The sequence below is a fragment of the Enterococcus sp. BSD2780061688st2 D3 genome (assembly GCF_005844145.1).
Taxonomy (GTDB): domain Bacteria; phylum Bacillota; class Bacilli; order Lactobacillales; family Enterococcaceae; genus Enterococcus_B; species Enterococcus_B durans.
The window spans coordinates 122,059-141,105 of record NZ_SPHN01000005.1 but is presented as its reverse complement, the minus strand read 5'-3'; the positions used below and the strand labels follow the sequence as shown (position 1 = coordinate 141,105).

The window sequence follows — 19,047 nt, the reverse complement described above, 5'->3', positions numbered from 1 at the left end:
AAAAAGGGGAGGGTGAAGTATGGAAGTTATTTCTCCAACAAATGCGAGAAAAAATCTTTATGAAATCATCAAGCATGTTGTGTCAGACAGCCAGCCTATTGAAATTTCTAGTACAAAAGATGGCGAAAGTGTTGTTATGATTAGCAAAAGTGACTGGAACTCCTTACAAGAAACAATTTACTTACAGAATGCGGGTGTTTTAGATCAAATCCATCACTTTGAAAATGAAGAAAGTGAAGATTTGGGTGAAATTGATTGGGATACAATATAAAAATTAAGAAGAATGCCCGGAAAGACTTGCCCAAACTGAAAGATGCCAATTTGAATGACAAGTTTGATGAGCTAATTACAGTCATTAGAGAAAACCCTTATCAGAATCCACCACCTTATGAAAAGTTAATGGGGTTACTTTATTATTCGAGACGCATAAATATTAAATATCGTTTAGTTTATAGCGTAGAGGATCAAAATAAAACAATTACTATTGTTTCTGTATGGCCTCATTATGAACACGGGTTTTAAGATGTAATTTTATTTTCTACAGAAATAGTTAGAATTATAAAAAACGAAAAGGCAAAATGCAGTTTCCGATTCTTCGAGTAGGGACTGTTTTTTGCTTTTTTTATATTCGAAAAGTTGTTATTATCTTTTTAATATTTCCTCAGGTTATACGGTTATCCGTTGTGTTGATTTACAGTAGTGATCCATGCAAGCTTATCATACTCGTATGTTTGGAAGCATTTGAATTTTTTGCGTATATTTAAGTGTATGCAGTATTGAAATCTAAATCCACGAGTTATGGCTTTTGCATGTCACTTTTTCTTCTTTTGAGTGATGAAACCCGCAAAAAAGAGCAATCTCTCTAATGGAAATTGCTCATCCGTATGGCTGATCGTTTTTTAAATTTCAGAGATCAATCTGAAATTGTTTATTTTAATGACGAGGAACCTGTTCTGTCCAATTATAAAATTGTGTCTTGTCTGAAAAATCTGCCATATATAATCCATTTAAACCAGCTTTTTTTCCAATGGCACTCAGACTTATAACGATTTTTTCTTCTTCTGGTGGGAAATAGATTTTTCCTTTGATTGCAGTACTGCGAATATATTGGACGAGTCTGTTAATCAAAGCTTCTGGATTTTTTGTCGTTCTCAATTTCTTTGATACTTCTAGCAATACATCAGTGATATCCAGCATCTCTGGTGTCTGATCTTTGCGTTCTCTCAAAAGGGAGTATAAATCTACAATATCCTTTAATGCTTTGTTTTCAATGGAACTCATTTTAGGTCACCTCTTATTAGAATAACTAAAGACTAGCACTCGAAGTAGAAACTGTCAAAGAATATATCGAACTAGGATAACGCTTGCATGGTATAAAAAGAGCAACTATAAAACACATAAAAAAACATCAAAAAAATGTGCAACAAAAGATCAAGAAGGAATGATTGAAAAAAAGATTGCATCTTACATTTAAATCAGAAAAAGCACTCTTGGTTTTAATAGAGGGATGAACTTGATGCTAACGTCCCTTCGGCGAAACTTTAAAAATCGGTCTTTTGTCTGGATGTAGCTTTGATTTAGTGATAGGTTTTTAGAAATAATCACTCGAGTTATTTAAATATAGAAAATACATAGGATGGACTTGTTTTTTTCATACCTAATAATGTTTTCATCCTTTCCATATTGTATTGCTAAATCGTTATTTTTATGTTGGAATAGAAGAGATAGAAGGAAGAGTTTGTAGCTTGATGTTCTACTATAACAATAAACTAAGTTGGAGGTGGACTTGATCAGAAGGATTAAACAAAAAAGAATCAATGTTCGAAGACTTCTAGGCATATTAGGCTCGTATCTCGTTGCTTTTTTACTTCCATTTTTATCTGTTTCGTGGATCTGGTATATTACAGCAACGGAAAGTACAGAACAACAAGTGCGCTTGATGGCAAAAAATCAGATGATGCAGATCAATTACTCGCTTGAGAGCAACTTTTTGAAGTTGGCACATCTCACGGAGCGGATCACTGACAATCGCCAACTCGCTTTAAGTTCGCTGGATCATCCGTATTATATCAAAGAAGGCAAATCAATATTACATACATACAAAATAACTAGTGAGTTAGTTGAAGAAGTCTATCTCTATTATCGGAATGACCGCCCCGAGATGCTTTACTCCTCATCAGGAAATTACTCGCTGGAACTGTTTCTTAGAAAAACAGTTAAGAACGATCATCAGCTGGAAAAGAGACTACAAGAACAATTGGCTACGACTGATGCCAAGTTTATCACTATTGCTTCTGATGAGGAATTGCCATCTTCTTCCTATCTGTATGTTGTTCCAATACAAAACAAGGAAGGTACCGTACATAGTATCGCAATCTACGAAATCAAAAAGAACACTCTTACTAAAGTACTCGATGCTTATAGTCCTGCTAGTACAAATCTAAACTATATCATCGATGAAAGCTATCAATTAGTGACAAAGACGAAAAGTGAGGAGCTGAATACTTTTCTCAGTACGCCTTATTCCGTAGAGAAACTAATGACAAAAGAAAATGTGAAGATCAAGCAAAAACGATATCTTATCCAAAGTTTGAAGAATCCTTATTTGAATCTCTCGCTCCTTTCTCTTGTTGATCCAACAACGGCATTGCTTACGATCGAACGAGTTCAGACCAAAATGATTGTCTTGATCTTAGTGATTTTGTTTATGGGGTTAGTGATCGTCGTTTTGTTTAGCATGCGTAACTTGCGTCCTATTCAAAAAATCGAGTACTTAGCACAGCAATTTCAAGAAGACCCCACACTTACGGTTTCTTCACTTAAAGAAGTCTCTGATACATTAGCAAAATTTCTCATTGCGCACCAAAAATTGACTATTCAGAATCAGCTACAGATCCCATATGCAAGGGAGCAAGTTTTCCAGCGCTTGCTTAACAGTCAATTAGTGATCGATTCCGAATTGGAGCAGTTACTGACAGCTGTCCATATCAACTTTTCGACGGAGTATTATTTTATTGCAACGATTGATCTCAAACAGTTGGATCAATCGAAAGAACGAATAAATAATCAGTGGGCTGAAGCAATCACAAACAACTATTGTGCTTATGGAGTCGAGAATATAGAAAATCAGACCTTTGTTTTCGCGATTGGGTGTGGATCTCTTGACGAGCAGGTTGAACTCGTCCAAATGATTACCGACAGCTGTTCACAACCTATTCGGATCGGGGTTGGCTCTATCGTTCATAGTCTCGGTCAGTTAAATCGTTCCTATATTGAATCGCGAGCAGCGCTACGTTATCCGAATGTGAAAGAAACAATCCGTTACTATTCAGAACTAACTACTAAAGAGAATGCTTTGAGTATCGAGTATCCTAGTGATCTACGTTTAAAATTAGTGAACTACCTTGAAAATGGAGAGTTTGATCACGTTTTAGAAACAATCAGAGAACTGATATCTTATGGAGAACTGAACTTGAAATCAGAAAATCTGCAAAAATTATATGGATACTATCTACTTAATACGATCCTCCAAATAGGAAATGAACTCATCGGTAAAGGGATTTTCCATCACTTGGAAGAATTGCCTGATTTTTCTAGTTTGATCGAACTTGAAAACTTTTTAAACGAACTAGCAGAACGAATTTGCAAAAAAATGGGCGAGATACCAAAAAAACAACCGGAATGTTTGGAAGAACAAATCTTGGCCTATCTACAGCAGAATTTCCAATCGGCACAGCTTAGTTTAGAATCAACAGCTACAGATTTTTCTGTTTCAGTTTCCTTTGTCAGTCGTTCGATCCGCAAAGAAAGCGGACTGACTTTTTCAAAATATATCCAAATGTTGCGCTTTAGAAAAATAAAACAAGAATTGGCAGAAACTGAGTTGCCCATCAAGGTGATCATCCAACAGAATGGGTATTATGATATCTCTAATTTTACAAGAAAATTCCGGCAGATTGTCGGGATGACACCAGGTAAATATCGAGAAATGAACCGTGAATAAACGGTGTTTGCACTATTTGAACATGAAAACAAAAAGCAGCTTTCTATGGATTGACGTCCTTGAGTAGGACAGTCTAACCCTGGAAAGCTGTTTTTTAGTCGATCTGTTCGATATTGGTAATGATGGCATCAGTGATTTTCCATTCACCTGCTTCAATCATAAACGTGTAATGGATTTGAGCGATATGGTTTTGATAATGGGTTGTTCCTTGATTATTCGTTCGCTGGAATGCTTCAACAAATAAAGAATCTGGCCGTTGCTCAAGTACCTTGAAAGCTATCAGCTCGTGTTCTAGATCATAAGAATCAATACTTGATAGTTCTTTTTTTGTGTCTGCCTGCGCTTTGTCAGACAAAGTAGCCAGATAAGCTTCAAGGTTTTTTTCAGTGGCTGCAGCTAAATTCTTTTTTACTAAGTCAAGACAATTTTGGGCACTTTCTTTATCCGTGATCTTTCCCGAAAGTGTAGCAGTTGTTTGCCTATTTGATACTGTATCTTGGTGATCACTACCTAGCCAAATGAAAAACAAAAAGAAAGAAATGAGTAAAAAAATAAAAATTCGAATCATTTTGTACATGTCTTGTTCCTCGCAAGGTTCTCTCCACGTTGCATCGCCTGAAAAGTAAAAAAGCCGATTGGAAACAAAAATAATGGGATAGCTAAGAAACAGAATAAAGGACACCAGAATACAAGTGCTGAGGTGAGGATACTACTGACAACCATCGCTAATGTCTGGAAAGGATTTAAGAACATCAAGAGAAATACACGTATGAAGTATTGGCTAAATGTTAGCTGGTATCGTAGAAAGACAGGCAGAAGATAGAATCCTGCCAGAATGAACAGACATACAAAGAGCAATAAACTCAGATGAACGAATGAATGGCGCAGAAAGTGTGCAGCTATTCGTAGATCGAACCAAATAAAAAGCAAGATGCTGCTGTAGAAGAAGCCTAATCGATTGATTGCCTTGAACTGACGGTTAGTCGTTTTTTTATACCAAGATGCCAATTCTTGAGGCACTTCTTTGTTCGTAAAAAGGAATAGAAAAACCTGAAAGATGGTAGCAGTCGCTGGAAATAAGCCAAAAATGATCCCGCCTTTCAAGAGAGTCAGTAGCCAGAAAAACTGCAGTTTAAGCAAAAGTATCAGGAACGTTCCAAAACGATAAGATAGGTCATAAAAGGCGTTAGATGTAGGCATAAGATCCTCCTTGCTACGTTTATTTACTAAAAAGATACTATGAAAAAATTGCGAATACCATAGTATTCCTGATATTACACATTGGCTTTTTTTACATATTGTTTTTTCTGTCTTTGCCCAGTAGGTTTAAAACAAAGGAGAGGTGTGTAATGGAAAAAATCCGAGGCGATATTGAACAATCGAAAAATAGAGATGAACAAGAAGAGATTTATCCAGAAACAAAAATGCTGGAACGACGTCTCAGTTGGTTCCAAGATTTGAAATTCGGTGTCATTTTTCACTATGGACTATATGCGCAAGCAGGTATCGTGGAGTCTTGGCAATTGTCTGAAAAAGATGAATGGGCACGAGCCGGTAGAGCCTATCGAGAGAATATAGCAGATTTACGAATGGATTATTGGCAGCTTATAAGGGAATTCAACCCCAAAAAATTGAACGCCGAAAAGTGGGCGGAACTTTGTCAAAAGGCCGGTTTTAGGTATTGTTTATTCACAGCGAAGCATCATGATGGCTTCAATTTATACAATACACTGGAAACAGAGTACAAAATCGGAGGTAAATTAAGCCCTTTTAAAAGAGATGTGCTTAAAGAAGTTTTCACTGCTTTTCGATCTGCGGGGTTAGCGACAGGTGCCTATTATTCTAAAGCTGATTGGTACTCGCCCTTTTATTGGTTAGATGATTCAACTATCAAAGGTCGGCATGTCAGCTATGATACACAAAAGCACCCTGAACTGTGGGAAAGATATGTTTCTTTTGTTCATCATCAAATAAAGGAGATCACTACTCACTATGGACCGATCGATTTTCTGTGGTTGGATGCTGGTTGGTGTGGACAAGGCAAAGAAGATCTACAGATGGACCGTTTGGCAGAGATTGCCCGTGAGTCGCAACCAGAATTGATCATTGTAGATCGGATGATGGGGGGACGTCACGAAAACTATGTGACGCCAGAAAGAAAAATACCTGCGCATGATGAGATTCCTTCAAAACCTTGGGAAAGCAACATACCTATAGGAAACGACTGGGGATACGTGCCAAATGACGTGTTCAAGACAAGTCAGGAATTGATTGAGATGCTGATTGATGTTGTCAGTAAAGGCGGAAATTTGATTTTAGGTGTAGGGCCAACTCCTGCAGGAACGATCACCAAGGAAGAAACATCCATCTTAGAAGAAATCGGTGAATGGTTGCAAAGGTATGGTGAAGGGATCTATCATACGCGACCTCTAGAAAAAAAACAGAGTGACAATACTGAGGGATGGTATTTTACCTCGCATAAAGAAAAAAATACATATTACGCATTTCGTAGCATTCTGGAAATACCGCAATCTGTTATCAAGTTAAGTGAAATCAAAGCGAGTATAGACACAGTCGTTGTAGATCTAGCAACAGAAAAGCAACTGTCATTCTATGAAATAGATGGCGAATATCATCTACTTAGCAGTGAAATCACACGTCCCGTAAACGGAGCAATCGGACTTCGAATAACAAAGAATAAATAAAAATGAGAGCGCAAACTATTTTTAAAAAGGAGGTTAACCAATGGGTTATCCAAATATTCAGGTACCGTCGACAGGCAAAAAAACAAAGTTCCAGCAACTCAAACTGAAACTGAAAAAGAATCAACAACTTTATTTATTTGTTTTGCCCGCTTTTCTGGTGATCCTGATTTTCTCTTACGGACCGATGTATGGGATCATCATTGCTTTTAAAGATTATATGCCTTCTCTTGGTATATTAGGTAGTCCTTGGGTGGGGTTGAAACACTTTCAGCGTTTTTTTGAATCCTACTATTTTTGGGATCTAATCAAAAATACTTTAGGAATCAGTGTGTACTCCCTCGTCGTTGGGTTTCCGCTTCCGATCATCTTGGCTTTAGCATTGAATGAAATCAAGGATGGTCCGTTTAAAAAAATCACGCAAACAGTGACTTATGCGCCCAACTTTATTGCGGTGGTGGTCATGGTAGGGATGATCATTGCTTTCTTATCTCCTTCAACTGGGGTGATCAACCATTTGTTGGAGTTCGCTGGTCTGCAACGAATCAACTTTATGACTGATCCTAAGTGGTTCAAAACGATTTATGTTTTATCAGGTGTATGGCAAGGCACTGGATGGGGCTCTGTCATTTATTTAGCCGCTTTATCTGGTGTCGATACCCAATTACATGAAGCTGCCACGATCGATGGTGCTTCAAGGTTGCAAAGAGTTTGGTACATCAATTTGCCAACGATCATGCCAACGATGGTCATTTTATTGATCATGAGTTTTGGTAGTTTGATGTCGGTAGGATTCGAAAAAGTCATTCTAATGCAAAATCCCTTGAACATGGAATCGTCCAATGTCATTGCAACATTCGTGTATCAGCAGGGATTGTTGGATGCTCAATATAGTTTTGCATCTGCAGTCGGACTTTTTAATTCAGTGATCAATTCCATTTTACTGATTTCAGTAAATAGCATTGCCAAACGTTTGAGTAATTCCAGTCTGCTGTAAAAAGGAGGTGAAAAGATGAAAACAACCACTCTTATCAAAGATACCAAAGCAGATAAATTATTCCTGGGTGTCCTATACACTTTTTTAGCAATTGCGTTATTGATCGTGCTTTATCCCTTGATTTATATCGTTAGTGCCTCGATTTCAAACCCGCACCTTGTAAATTCGGGGGAGATGTGGCTATTTCCAAAGGGAGTAACTCTAGAAGGCTATCGTACGTTGTTGGGAAATAGCAATATTTGGCGAGGGTATTTAAATACGATTTATTATACTTCGCTGGGTACGATGATCAACCTTCTCGTCACATTGCCCTGTGCCTATGCTTTGGCAAGGGAAGATTTCTATGGAAGAAAAGCATTTACCAATTTTATGCTCGTAACGATGTTTCTTTCTGGAGGGCTGATTCCTTCTTATCTGCTGATTCGTAGTTTAGGGATGTTGAATACAGTCTGGGCTCTCGTGATTCCGGGATGTGTATCAGTCTATAACGTCGTTGTCACAAGAACTTTTTTTCAGACAACGATTCCTAGAGAGATGGAAGAAGCCGCTATCGTGGATGGCTGTTCTAATTTTCGTTTGTTCCTAAAAATCGTTTTACCATTATCGACACCGATCATCGCTGTAATGGCTTTGTTTTATGGTGTTGGTCATTGGAACAGCTTTTTCAGTGCATTGATCTATCTTTCAGACAAATCAATGTATCCTTTGCAGTTGGTATTACGTGAAATCTTGATTTTACAAGATATGTCTTCAAATACAGTGAGCAATATAAGTGCGGACACAGCGAACATGCTGTATAGCAAACAGCAATTAGCTGCAGTGATCAAATATGGTGTCATGATTGTTTCAACGTTACCAGTCATCATCGTCTATCCTTTCTTGCAAAAATATTTTGTCAAAGGGATGATGGTAGGTTCAATAAAAGGATAACTAAGAAGGAGGATAAAACTATGAAAAAGAAAGTTATACGGATCATTTGTCTTATTTTATGTGTTACAGCAATCAGTGCCTGTGGAAAATCCGACAAAAAGGATACGGCAAAAACAACAAAGGCTGAATTGAATACAGATGGTCAGTTTCCGATCATTAAAAAGGGTCAAAAATTAACATTGAATCTGATGGCACCCAATGCTGGCTTGGCAGAATGGGAAGATATGCCAACACTCAAAGATTATCAGAAAAAAACAGGGATCTCATTGAAATATACGACACCACCCCTAGCTGATTTCAGTACACGTTTGAATCTAGCTTTTGCTTCTGGTGATTTGCCAGATATCGTTTATGGGGCAGGCTCGGGTTCTTTGACTTCTGCTATGGAAATCGATTACGGTTCACAGGGGATTTTACTTCCTTTAGAAGAATACATAACTCCAGAACTAATGCCTAATTTTTACGCATTGACGCAAGAAGACCCGTCTTTATTGAAATCGATCACGACGCCAGACGGACACGTTTATTCTCTACCGATGGTCACTAGAAATGCAACATCGATTTGGTGGCAAGGACCAATGTGGTATAACGGCACTTGGTTAGATAAGCTGAATGTGACGGAGCTGCCAAAGACAATAGATGAATTCTATGAACTTCTCCTTCGTTTTAAAAATGAAGATCCTAATGGGAATGGTAAAGCAGATGAGATTCCGCTAACTGATGTGGATATGAATGGAACAAGAGTCTGGTTGCTTGCGGCTTTTGGTTTGAGGACAAGAGGGATCCAAGTCGATAATGATCAGGTCATTTATACCCCCACCACTGAAAACTATAAAGGCTATTTGACATTCATGAATAAACTTTATAACGAAGGGTTACTTGACAAAGAAGTCTATGGACAATCGGATGAACAGAAAAAAGCGAAGGGACAGAATGATCAACTAGGGATATTTTCCGACTACTTTAGTTTCTTCACCACGGGCCGAACGGAAATAGAAGCATTGAATGACCCAATGTTCCAGCCTTTGACGTCTGAGTGGTCAACTGATGCAGTGATTCCAGGAAGTCCTCGTCTTTCTCGAGGGACTTTCGCATTGACGAAAGTGAATCCTTCACCAGAAGCTTCTGTGCGCTGGGTAGATTATTTTTATTCAGAGGAAGGATCGAAATATTTAGAACAAGGTCCAGAAGGTTCTTTATGGGAATATCAGAAAAATGCTGCCGGTGAGAAGGTTCGCGTGTACACAAAAGGGATCGATCTGAAAAATACGGAAGATGAACGGGGGAAAATCACGCCAGCATACGGATTGACTACACCGAACATCGTCACCGACACTGGAGAATATAAACTTTTAACAGCACCAGATGAAGAAAAAGACACTCGTTTTGATGAGTGGGTAGCAAAGGAAACACAAGAGAAAATGAACGATATTGCAAAAGTTCCTTTTCCTCTTCTTTATCTAACGGTGAAAGAAAATGACCAAGTTTCGGCAACGGCAACCGATTTATCGACTTATATCGAACAAATGGAAGCAAAATTCATTACGGGAGTCGAACCGCTTAGTAAATGGGACGATTTTAAGAAAACGGTAGAGTCGATGGGCATCGAAAAATATCTTGAAGTCTATCAAACAGCTTATAACCGATGGAAAGAAAACTAGCGATATGAGGCATAAGACCTGCGACTATTTTCTACACGAGGATGGTCCAGGTTTTTGATGCAAATGAAACATGAAATACGTAGGAGGAATGTGAAAATAGATGGAACCATTTGAATTTGAACGTGCCCAAAGAATTTTAGGAGAATTAAAAAAATATCGCGTGCAAGAAGAACAACGTATCGAACCAATCTATAAGAAAAATGATGAATCGTGGGAACTCTATCAACAAGGCACTTTTTTTGGCGAAAAGAACAGGCATTACACATTAAAAGGTAGCTTTTCAGTGCCTAGCGAATGGAAAAAGGCGACGGTAGCGTTACGAATAGAGACAGTACTAGGGGAATGGGATAATACGACTAACCCACAGATGAATGTTTCAATCGATGGAATACTTATCCAAAGTATCGATGTCAATCATAGAGAAATCATCTTGGATCACTTCTTTTTTGATCGATCCTTGGATCTATCGATCGAACTGTGGGCTGGACGGACAGAAAAAAAGTTTCCTTTGTACGTTTCATTGATTAAAATCGATCCAGAGGTGGAGCAAACGATTTATGATCTTTTCACGTTCCTTGACTGTTGGCGGGGAATCCGACAATTCGGCGGTAAAACAGAGATGTACCAGAAATTTGTAACAAAAGCAGTCAATTCCTTGGATTTTAGACAACCTTATTCTACTCTTTTTTACAGCAGTCTAAAGAGTGCTCGCAGAATTTTCGAAGAACTCTATCACTCTGCAGGAGCAATTGAAGAAAGGGTAACGGCAGTCGGACATACACATATCGATCTAGCTTGGCTATGGACGGTACAGCAAGCAATCGAAAAGGGGCAACGAAGTTTTCAAACTGTCCTCAAACTGATGGAGGAGTTTCCTGAGTATACTTTTCTTCAAAGCCAACCGCAAATGTATCAGTTCATTAAGGAACAGGCACCGGAGTTGTACGATGAGATCAAGCGTAAAGTGGTTGAAGGAAAGTGGGAAGTAGAAGGGGCGATGTGGGTAGAAGCAGACTGTAACTTGACCTCAGGGGAATCGCTTGTTCGCCAACTCCTTTATGGAAAACGATTCATCAAAAAAGAATTTGGCATCGATAGTCAGATTTTGTGGCTACCCGATGTTTTTGGCTATTCTGCAGCTTTGCCACAACTGTTGTTAAAAACGAACACGCCCTATTTTATGACAACGAAACTATCTTGGAATCAATTCAATCAACTACCCTATGATTCGTTTTACTGGCAGGGAATCGATGGCAGTAGAGTGCTGACACATTTTATCACAACTATCAGTGAAGGCTACAGCCCTACTCCCTATTACACGACATATAATGGCCTTTTAGACCCTTATACGATCAAGGGTAGCTTTGATCGGTATCAGCAAAAAAGTGCGCACAATGAAATTCTTGTGGCGTATGGATATGGTGACGGTGGCGGTGGTCCCACAAGACAGATGTTGGAAGTCCAAAGACGTTTGCACCGTCCTCTACCTGAGATGCCAACGATCACTGGGAATCGAGCAAGCGAGTTTTATCAGAGATTGGAACATTCGTTGAATCTTGATGATCCTCCTGTTTGGTACGGTGAGTTATATTTTGAATACCACCGGGGAACATTGACCTCGATTGGCAAAAACAAAAAAGCCAATCGTCAATCTGAATTTTTTCTTCAAACGATCGAGAAACTATATAGTTGCTATGGACTGGCGATTTACCCGCAAGAGTTGGAAAACCTATGGAAAAAACTCTTACTCAATCAGTTCCATGATATTTTGCCAGGTAGTTCTATAAAAGAAGTGTACCAAGAAACAGATCAAGACTATCAGCTGATCACAAACAAAGGAAATGCATTGATCCAGCAATTAACTGATTTTCTGGCAGAACAGAATAAGGATCGACTGCCTTCTTTGAAAGGACAGGAATACCTAACAGTCTATAATCCATTAGGGATCCAACGAGATGCAATCATTTGTTTTGCGACAGAGAAACAAAGCAAAGATGCAAAGTTCCAGCAGCGAACGCACGACGGACAACTGTTGGTGAAGCTGCCTCACATGGCTAGTCTAAGTAATCGGATTGTTCAACTCGTGGAAAATACAAAGAAAGCACAAGTGGTCCAACCTATACAAAAAGAGTTTGAAACAACTGACTTTATCGTAAAATTCAACCGTTCTTTTGAGATCATTTCTTTATATGACAAAAGATACCAGCGAGAAATATTACCTGAAGGCACGATACTGAATCAACTAATTGCTTATGAAGACCTACCGATGAATTACGATGCGTGGGATATCGATATCTATTACGATAAAAAAGCATATTTTGTCAATCAGATCAGTGAAGCCAAGCTAGTTGAAAAGGGGCCTATTCGAGATACGATCAAAGTCACTCGCCCTTTTGAGAATTCCGCGATTTGCCAACTCATTCATTTTTACCATGAGACTGGCCGTATTGATTTTGAAACCACTGTAGACTGGCATCTACACCATTTGCTATTGAAAGTGCAAATGCCGATCGCTGTCAATACCTTAGAAGCAACTTTCGATATCCAATTTGGGAATGTCAAGCGAGCAGTTCATCAAAATACTTCGTGGGATCTCGCACGTTTTGAAAGCTGTGGGCAAAAATGGGTCGATTTATCAGAAGAAGGGTTTGGAGTCAGTATTTTAACTGATTCGAAATATGGATTCAATACAGCATATCAAAAAGTAGGGATTTCTTTGATCAAAGCAGCAACTGATCCATATCCAGACGCAGATCAGGGAATCCATAAATTCACCTATTCCTTGTATGCACATCATGGGACTTGGAAGGAAGCAGATACGATGGAGCAAGCCCTAGATTTGAATGTTCCTGCGTTGGTCTTACCGATTCTTTTAGATTGCGAAGATACAGCGTATTTCTCTGTTGACGAAAAAAATATTTTACTCGATACAGTGAAAAAAGCAGAAGAGGAAGAAGCGGTCATTGTTCGATTATATGAATACCATAATCGTCAAACAGTCGGTTCCTTGTCAGCAAAACGACATATTGAACGCGCTTTTCTATGTAATTTATTGGAAGAAGAGGATGAGGAGTTACCGGTGATTGGAAACTGTGTAAGCATCAACTTCAAACCATATGAGATCCACACAATCAAATTGTATATGGAGTAATGAGATGATCGAAAACCTTCTTAAAGAGATGACTATAAGGGAAAAAGTAGGACAAATGAATCAACGTCTCTACGGGTGGCAAGTTTACGAAAAAGTAAATGGAAGAATCGAATTGACTGATTACTTCAAAAAAGAAGTAGCGTATTTTGGGTCGATTGGGTGGATCTATGGTGTTTTTCGGGCAGATCCTTGGACGAACAGAGATTTGAATACAGGCCTTACGCAAGAAGAAGCATTTGAAGTCAGCCAAATGATCCAAACCTATTTGAATGAACATACAAGACTTAAAATCCCCGCTTTTTTGACTGAAGAATGCCCCCATGGACATCAAGGACTAGATGCTACGACAGTACCTGTTAATTTTTGCAGTGGAGCCAGTTGGAATCCTGGACTTTATCAAAAAGTCCAAGAATGTGTTGCAAAAGAAATTCGTACAACAGGGGCGCATGTCGGCTTGATTTCCGCCCTTGATATTGCTCGTGATCCAAGATGGGGGAGAACGGAAGAGTGCTTTAGCGAAGACCCTTTTCTAACCAGTTGCTTTGCAGAAGCGGCTGTTAGAGGACTGCAAAAAGAAGATGGACATCCTTTAGTCTTGGCGGTGCTAAAGCATTTTGCCGCCCAAGGAGCCAGTATGGGTGGGCATAATGCGGGACCAGTAGTCATTGGTGAACGAGAATTACGTGAAATCCATCTTCCGGCAGTGCTGAGAAGTATTCGAGCAGGCACTTCAGCGATCATGGCTGCTTATAATGATATAGATGGAGTACCTTGCCATATCAATCCCTTTTTATTGCGGAAGTTTTTAAGAGAAGAGGGCGGGTTTGAAGGCATCGTCATGGCAGATGGATGTGCGTTAGATCGTATTGCTGAACACTTTGGTGACCCAATACGTGCAGCAGCAGAAGCATTGAAAAGTGGGGTGGACATCAGTTTATGGGATCAGGTCTTCCCAAGATTGGAACATGCTATCGAAATGGGAAAGGTTTCTGTTGAAGAGTTAGACGATGCTGTCTTTCGTGTGTTGAAATTGAAGGAGAGGATGGGGCTGTTCAGGAAAGAGTTGCCTAAGATAGCGGAAGTAGATATCAAACAAACGAAACGGCTAACAATCCAATTAGCAGAAGAATCGGTGGTCTTGTTAAAAAATCAAGGTATATTACCATTGAGTCAAACAGAATCATGCAAAATTGCAGTAATCGGTCCGCATAATGAAAGTATTTACCATCAATTAGGAGATTATACGCCGTTCAAGATGAGAGAGCGATGTTCGACTTTGTGGGATGGATTACAGCAGTACCAGAAGGATAATATCGTATTTACACAGGCTAAAGGGTGTGGAATGACTTCTGGTCGTAGGGAGTTATTAGAAGAAGCAAAAGAGATAGCGGAAGAAGCAGAGGTAGTCATTGTGACATTCGGTGGTTCAAGCATACGTGAGTTTGAGACTACTTTTGATACGAATGGTGCAGCATTGAGTGGTTCGAACGAAATGACTAGTGGGGAAAATATCGATCTGTCTGACTTAAGTGTACCTGATTGCCAATCAGAACTGATCCAGGAACTAGCAAAACTTGGAAAGCCTTTGATTGGTGTGGTCATTACTGGAAGACCAGTCATTGTTTCGCCGCTAGCAGATTATTTTGATTCTTTACTCTATGTGGGCTATCCTGGGCAATATGGTGGCGAAGCTTTAGCGAATATAATTTTTGGCAAACGAAATCCTAGTGGAAAATTAGCAGTATCGATACCAGATGCAGAAGGACAATTACCGGTTTTTTATAATTTTAGAGATACCGCTTTTAACGAGAACTATCTTCATTTATCAGGAAAACCAGTGTATCGGTTTGGCTATGGTTTAAGTTATAGCAACTTCGTCCTCAAACATTCTGAAGTTTCTCTAGAAGGAAAACAAATCATTGTGTCTGGAACTATCGCTAATGACTCAGCGATTGCTGGCAAAGAAGTTATTCAAGTTTATTTGAAAAAATACACCAATAAATGGCTCCCTAGGACAAAAATATTAGTAGGATTCGATAAATCAACGATTTATCCAACCGAAAATCAGCAATTCCACATCAACCTATCAATTTCAGAACTTGAGTTTTTAGGTTTGATTGCTGATGATCTATTAACTGTACCGTTTATTGTGCAAATCGAGTGTGCCAAACAAATCGTTCGATTCCGATATGATCCAATAAACACGCTCTTTAATAAAATCTGTGACTAAGACAATTTCTCATGGCAAGTTACAAGTCGAAACTGATAAAATTTCTTTGAAACGGAAATCTTTATCAGTTTTTTAGTTGCAACCGCTATTAACTAGCGAATTTATCTGATCGATTAAGATAGAAATCGATTTTTGTGCGTAAATAATAAATGAAAAAGTGTAAATGCTAAAAATCCAAGCACTTTATTGATAAATTAGGCATTTGAGAGGGGAAAGATATTTCACAGTCTCCACGACTTAAATCAAGCCTAACCTTTTTTATGAATGGAAAATCTATTAGAAAAGAGAGAGATACATTGAAAATGACACGCAAGTATAAGATTAAAAAATCTGGCAATAGCGATATTACGACTATTCATCCAGAAACAAAAAAATATATAGGTGTAGAAACCGGAGAATCAATCATTTATATTTATCAAGAGGAAAAACTCAATATTGATAGCATAGTTAATTCTGTTATGGATCAATATAATCAACCTTTGAAAGATTTAGTTGATTTATGATTTTAGCATACAGCAGTTCCAGTAGTTTTCCTGTAGTTCATTATGTTTAAATGTAAAATTCTTCTTCATTATTCTAAAGGTGAACCGATTGGTGTAAAAGATTCCAGCGCTTTAGATATGGCAATCAATCAACCGTCTCAGTCAGTTTTTGGCGAAGATTTATACCCAAGTATTTATGACAAAGCTTCCATATTAGCAATAAACCTCGCAAAGAAACATCCCTTTTTAAGCGAACGGCACTGCTAGCAATGGTCACATTCCTTGAAATCAACGACTATACGACTGCTTTTTCTCAGGATGAAGCAGTTCGATTTATCTTAGCTATCACAACTAGCAAAAAAGAATTTGATATTCTAAAAAAAGATATTGCAATCTATTTGAAAGAAACAAATAAAATCCAGAAAAAGTAAACCTATCTATAAGGAAAATCAACATTCTGTCTGTTTTTAACCATTTATGCCTGCAAAAGTTAAATAATTATTTTTTTCGTTTTTTGCTAATTACGTTCATTAAAAGATATTAGAGATAGGTAAAACAGTGGGGAGAATAGCCTAATATATAATTTTCATATTCTAGTTTACATAATATATATTATACAAAGTAGATTCAATGTGAAATCAAACCTACTTCATACCAATTTAAACCAAAATTTGCTATTTTTGTCTTATTCAAAATTATAAAAAAATTTTGCACTGTTTCGACTCGTAAATCTTTATTTGCTAGAAAAATTTTCTGATTTGTTCGTTACATATTCAAAGATTTTATCTTTCAAATATTTGAAATTACATCGTGTTCTGTGAAAAAACTTTTAGAATAAATTATTATTAATGATTTGCGCAGCAACAATTTTATAATTATTGTTCATTTGTTCGTGTTTTAAGCTGTATTTTGTGTGTGCAATTATCTGCATTCAAATTAGTTATGTATTGGATCTTGATTATCTAAACAGCTTTTTTGTCCTATATTAGTCATACTTGAAACTTATTCAATTAATAGTATGCCATCTATACAAAATTCTGGTTTAAAATAAGTTGAACGACCTTTCCCAAAAACATGAAGGTTTAGCATGACTTTGTCTCCTTTGTTCAAATGGGAAATATCAATCTTATTTGTCACATGATAAGAAAACAAACGTTTTTTATCTTCTGGAAGCTTAAAAATCAATGTTTGAGTATACCATTTGTGACCAAAACGATTTACCTCATAAATATTGACTTTGTGAACGATTACATATTCAATGCTTGTATACATAGAGTTGCTCCTTCCTTTAAAATGATTAAAAAGATTGAGATAAAAGTAAAAACCACTTTTACCTCAATCTTTGTTTATCCTATTGACCATGTTTAAACTGATCCAGTTCACGTTTTTCATACCTGATTTCTTGAATGTCCCTTTTATAAGTGCTTTTTTCAAGGCATTCCCATAGGTTAATTTGTACATGATCTTAGGTGTATTCATCGTTGTAATAACTGTTGTGGCCTTTAATTTGGGTAAAAGACTTACCATATGTAGCAATCGTTATAAGGATAAATATGATTTTTGTACTGATAGAATGATCGTCCAAATCGCTGAACATCGTTTTTATCCAACTAAAATCCACGTTGTTTGTTCCCTTCTCTAGTTTTTAGGTTGCAACGGTCAATATGTAGACATATTTTTATTTTATAGTCTGGAAAACGGATTAATGAAACGATAATTTCAAATGCTGGAATAATTTGTTCTATAAAAAAGTCGGGATAAGTAATATATCCCGACTTTTAAAAGCATATTCTTTGCAATCATTTTTTATAATACAGTATTCAAAACATTTCGTAATTCACTAACAGATTTATGGAACTGTGCTCTTTCATCTTTTGTGATAGATAACTCGATTACTTCACGTACTCCATTCTCATCGACGATTGAAGGAACGCCTGTAAAGATATCTTCTTCTCCATATTGACCAGTCAAATAAGCTGAAACTGGCAATACAGCTTGTTCATTGTTCAAAACAGCTTTGACGATACGTGCTGTACTCATTCCGATCCCATAGTAAGTGGCTTTCTTACGATCAATGATTTCATATGCAGCATTCTTTACTTTATCTGCAATGATCGTTAAATCAGCTTCTTCAAGGCGGTGATCTTTTTCAACAAATTCCATGATTGGTTTTCCACCGACTGTTGTGTGTGACCATGCAGCTACCTCTGAATCCCCATGTTCACCTAAGATATACCCATGGACACTTCGTGGATCGATTTTTAATTTCAATGCGATTTCTTTTCTGAAACGAGTAGTATCTAGCGTAGTTCCAGTACCAATAACACGTGAAGTTGGTAATCCTGATTCTTTCCAAGCAATATAGGTCAAAATATCCACTGGGTTTGATGCTACAACTAACACCCCATCAAATCCTGATCCCATGATTTGTTTGACAATATCACGCATGATGACTGAATTTGTTTTAACAAGATCTAAACGAGTTTGTCCTGGTTTTTGGTTTACTCCTGCGGTGATAACGACTAGATCTGCATCTGAACATTCGCTGTAATCTCCTGACCAAACAGCGACATTTTCTTCTCCCCAAGCCATACCATCTAAAAGGTCCAATGCTTCCCCTTCTGCTTTTTCTTGGTTCACGTCGATTAGAACGAGTTCATTAGAAATTCCTTGGTTGATCATTGCATAAGCAATACTTGTCCCAACAAAACCAGTACCAACAATGACTACTTTTCTACTTGTTTTTTTCATGATATATAACACGCTCCCTTTCATCTCTTATGTTATTTTCATGAAAATTATAATGCCGACTATGTCATTTATCAATATAATGAAAGTTATACTTACTATAATTTTTATTTATAGAAAAACTCAACTAGATTGTCTGGGTG

Annotated in this window: 16 protein-coding genes and 1 pseudogene; 11 read left to right on the top strand and 6 right to left on the bottom strand. The window is 37.7% G+C overall.

Going from position 1 to position 19,047, the window contains the following annotated elements; translation table 11 throughout:
* Nucleotides 1–19 precede the first annotated feature (19 nt).
* A complete protein-coding gene (locus FGQ66_RS06040) occupies nt 20–271 on the top strand; it encodes a type II toxin-antitoxin system Phd/YefM family antitoxin (RefSeq protein ID WP_016176676.1) in 252 nt (83 codons plus the stop codon).
* Complete coding sequence (locus FGQ66_RS06035; protein WP_113845566.1) at nt 256–522, top strand: Txe/YoeB family addiction module toxin; 267 nt, start codon at nt 256–258, stop codon at nt 520–522. The genes FGQ66_RS06040 and FGQ66_RS06035 overlap by 16 nt, the downstream gene beginning before the upstream one ends.
* A 411-nt stretch (nt 523–933) precedes the next feature.
* Here the strand turns inward: FGQ66_RS06035 and FGQ66_RS06030 are convergent, their stop codons facing one another.
* The gene (locus tag FGQ66_RS06030; protein WP_081133554.1) at nt 934–1,281 is read right to left on the bottom strand and encodes a bacteriocin immunity protein; all 348 of its coding nucleotides are present in this window, start codon (nt 1,279–1,281) and stop codon (nt 934–936) included.
* Between the two features lie 505 nt (nt 1,282–1,786).
* Here FGQ66_RS06030 and FGQ66_RS06025 point away from each other — a divergent pair.
* Nucleotides 1,787–4,003, top strand: coding sequence for a helix-turn-helix domain-containing protein (locus tag FGQ66_RS06025; protein WP_113845567.1), 2,217 nt, complete (start codon nt 1,787–1,789; stop codon nt 4,001–4,003).
* Between the two features lie 94 nt (nt 4,004–4,097).
* Here the strand turns inward: FGQ66_RS06025 and FGQ66_RS15400 are convergent, their stop codons facing one another.
* Nucleotides 4,098–4,580 (bottom strand): hypothetical protein, encoded by a 483-nt coding sequence (locus FGQ66_RS15400; RefSeq protein ID WP_230315236.1) that lies wholly within the window; start codon nt 4,578–4,580, stop codon nt 4,098–4,100.
* Nucleotides 4,568–5,203 (bottom strand): DUF624 domain-containing protein, encoded by a 636-nt coding sequence (locus FGQ66_RS06015; protein WP_230315235.1) that lies wholly within the window; start codon nt 5,201–5,203, stop codon nt 4,568–4,570. Before FGQ66_RS06015 ends, FGQ66_RS15400 begins: the two co-directional genes overlap by 13 nt.
* 149 nt (nt 5,204–5,352) lie before the next feature.
* Here FGQ66_RS06015 and FGQ66_RS06010 point away from each other — a divergent pair, with 149 nt between their 5' ends.
* From FGQ66_RS06010 to FGQ66_RS05975, 8 genes and pseudogenes are all read left to right on the top strand, one after another.
* Nucleotides 5,353–6,708 carry an alpha-L-fucosidase gene (locus FGQ66_RS06010; RefSeq protein WP_113845568.1) on the top strand — a complete coding sequence of 452 codons (1,356 nt, stop codon included), beginning with the start codon at nt 5,353–5,355 and terminating at the stop codon, nt 6,706–6,708.
* A gap of 40 nt (nt 6,709–6,748) precedes the next feature.
* A complete protein-coding gene (locus tag FGQ66_RS06005; RefSeq protein ID WP_113845569.1) occupies nt 6,749–7,702 on the top strand; it encodes an ABC transporter permease in 954 nt (317 codons plus the stop codon).
* A gap of 15 nt (nt 7,703–7,717) precedes the next feature.
* The gene (locus FGQ66_RS06000; protein ID WP_016176670.1) at nt 7,718–8,632 is read left to right on the top strand and encodes a carbohydrate ABC transporter permease; all 915 of its coding nucleotides are present in this window, start codon (nt 7,718–7,720) and stop codon (nt 8,630–8,632) included.
* A 20-nt stretch (nt 8,633–8,652) separates the two neighbouring features.
* Nucleotides 8,653–10,293 carry a type 2 periplasmic-binding domain-containing protein gene (locus FGQ66_RS05995; RefSeq protein ID WP_081133560.1) on the top strand — a complete coding sequence of 547 codons (1,641 nt, stop codon included), beginning with the start codon at nt 8,653–8,655 and terminating at the stop codon, nt 10,291–10,293.
* A 100-nt stretch (nt 10,294–10,393) separates the two neighbouring features.
* Nucleotides 10,394–13,444: an alpha-mannosidase gene (locus FGQ66_RS05990; RefSeq protein ID WP_113845571.1), complete on the top strand. Its 3,051-nt coding sequence runs from the start codon at nt 10,394–10,396 to the stop codon at nt 13,442–13,444.
* Nucleotides 13,445–13,448: 4 nt separating this feature from the next.
* Nucleotides 13,449–15,674 carry a glycoside hydrolase family 3 protein gene (locus tag FGQ66_RS05985; protein WP_138302008.1) on the top strand — a complete coding sequence of 742 codons (2,226 nt, stop codon included), beginning with the start codon at nt 13,449–13,451 and terminating at the stop codon, nt 15,672–15,674.
* Between the two features lie 296 nt (nt 15,675–15,970).
* Complete coding sequence (locus tag FGQ66_RS05980; protein ID WP_005879091.1) at nt 15,971–16,177, top strand: AbrB/MazE/SpoVT family DNA-binding domain-containing protein; 207 nt, start codon at nt 15,971–15,973, stop codon at nt 16,175–16,177.
* A 42-nt stretch (nt 16,178–16,219) separates the two neighbouring features.
* A pseudogene (locus FGQ66_RS05975) lies at nt 16,220–16,587 on the top strand (type II toxin-antitoxin system death-on-curing family toxin).
* Between the two features lie 571 nt (nt 16,588–17,158).
* On the opposite strand, the gene FGQ66_RS05970 reads toward FGQ66_RS05975, so the two are convergent.
* The 3 genes from FGQ66_RS05970 to FGQ66_RS05960 all read right to left on the bottom strand — a co-directional run bounded on the left by FGQ66_RS05970 (nt 17,159) and on the right by FGQ66_RS05960 (nt 18,907).
* On the bottom strand, nt 17,159–17,428 hold the full coding sequence (locus tag FGQ66_RS05970) for a hypothetical protein (RefSeq protein ID WP_138302007.1): 270 nt from the start codon (nt 17,426–17,428) through the stop codon (nt 17,159–17,161).
* Between the two features lie 63 nt (nt 17,429–17,491).
* Complete coding sequence (locus tag FGQ66_RS05965; RefSeq protein ID WP_230315234.1) at nt 17,492–17,683, bottom strand: hypothetical protein; 192 nt, start codon at nt 17,681–17,683, stop codon at nt 17,492–17,494.
* 279 nt (nt 17,684–17,962) lie between these two features.
* Entirely contained in the window at nt 17,963–18,907 is a 945-nt protein-coding gene (locus FGQ66_RS05960; RefSeq protein WP_005877741.1) for an L-lactate dehydrogenase, read from the bottom strand.
* Between the last annotated feature and the right edge of the window lie 140 nt (nt 18,908–19,047).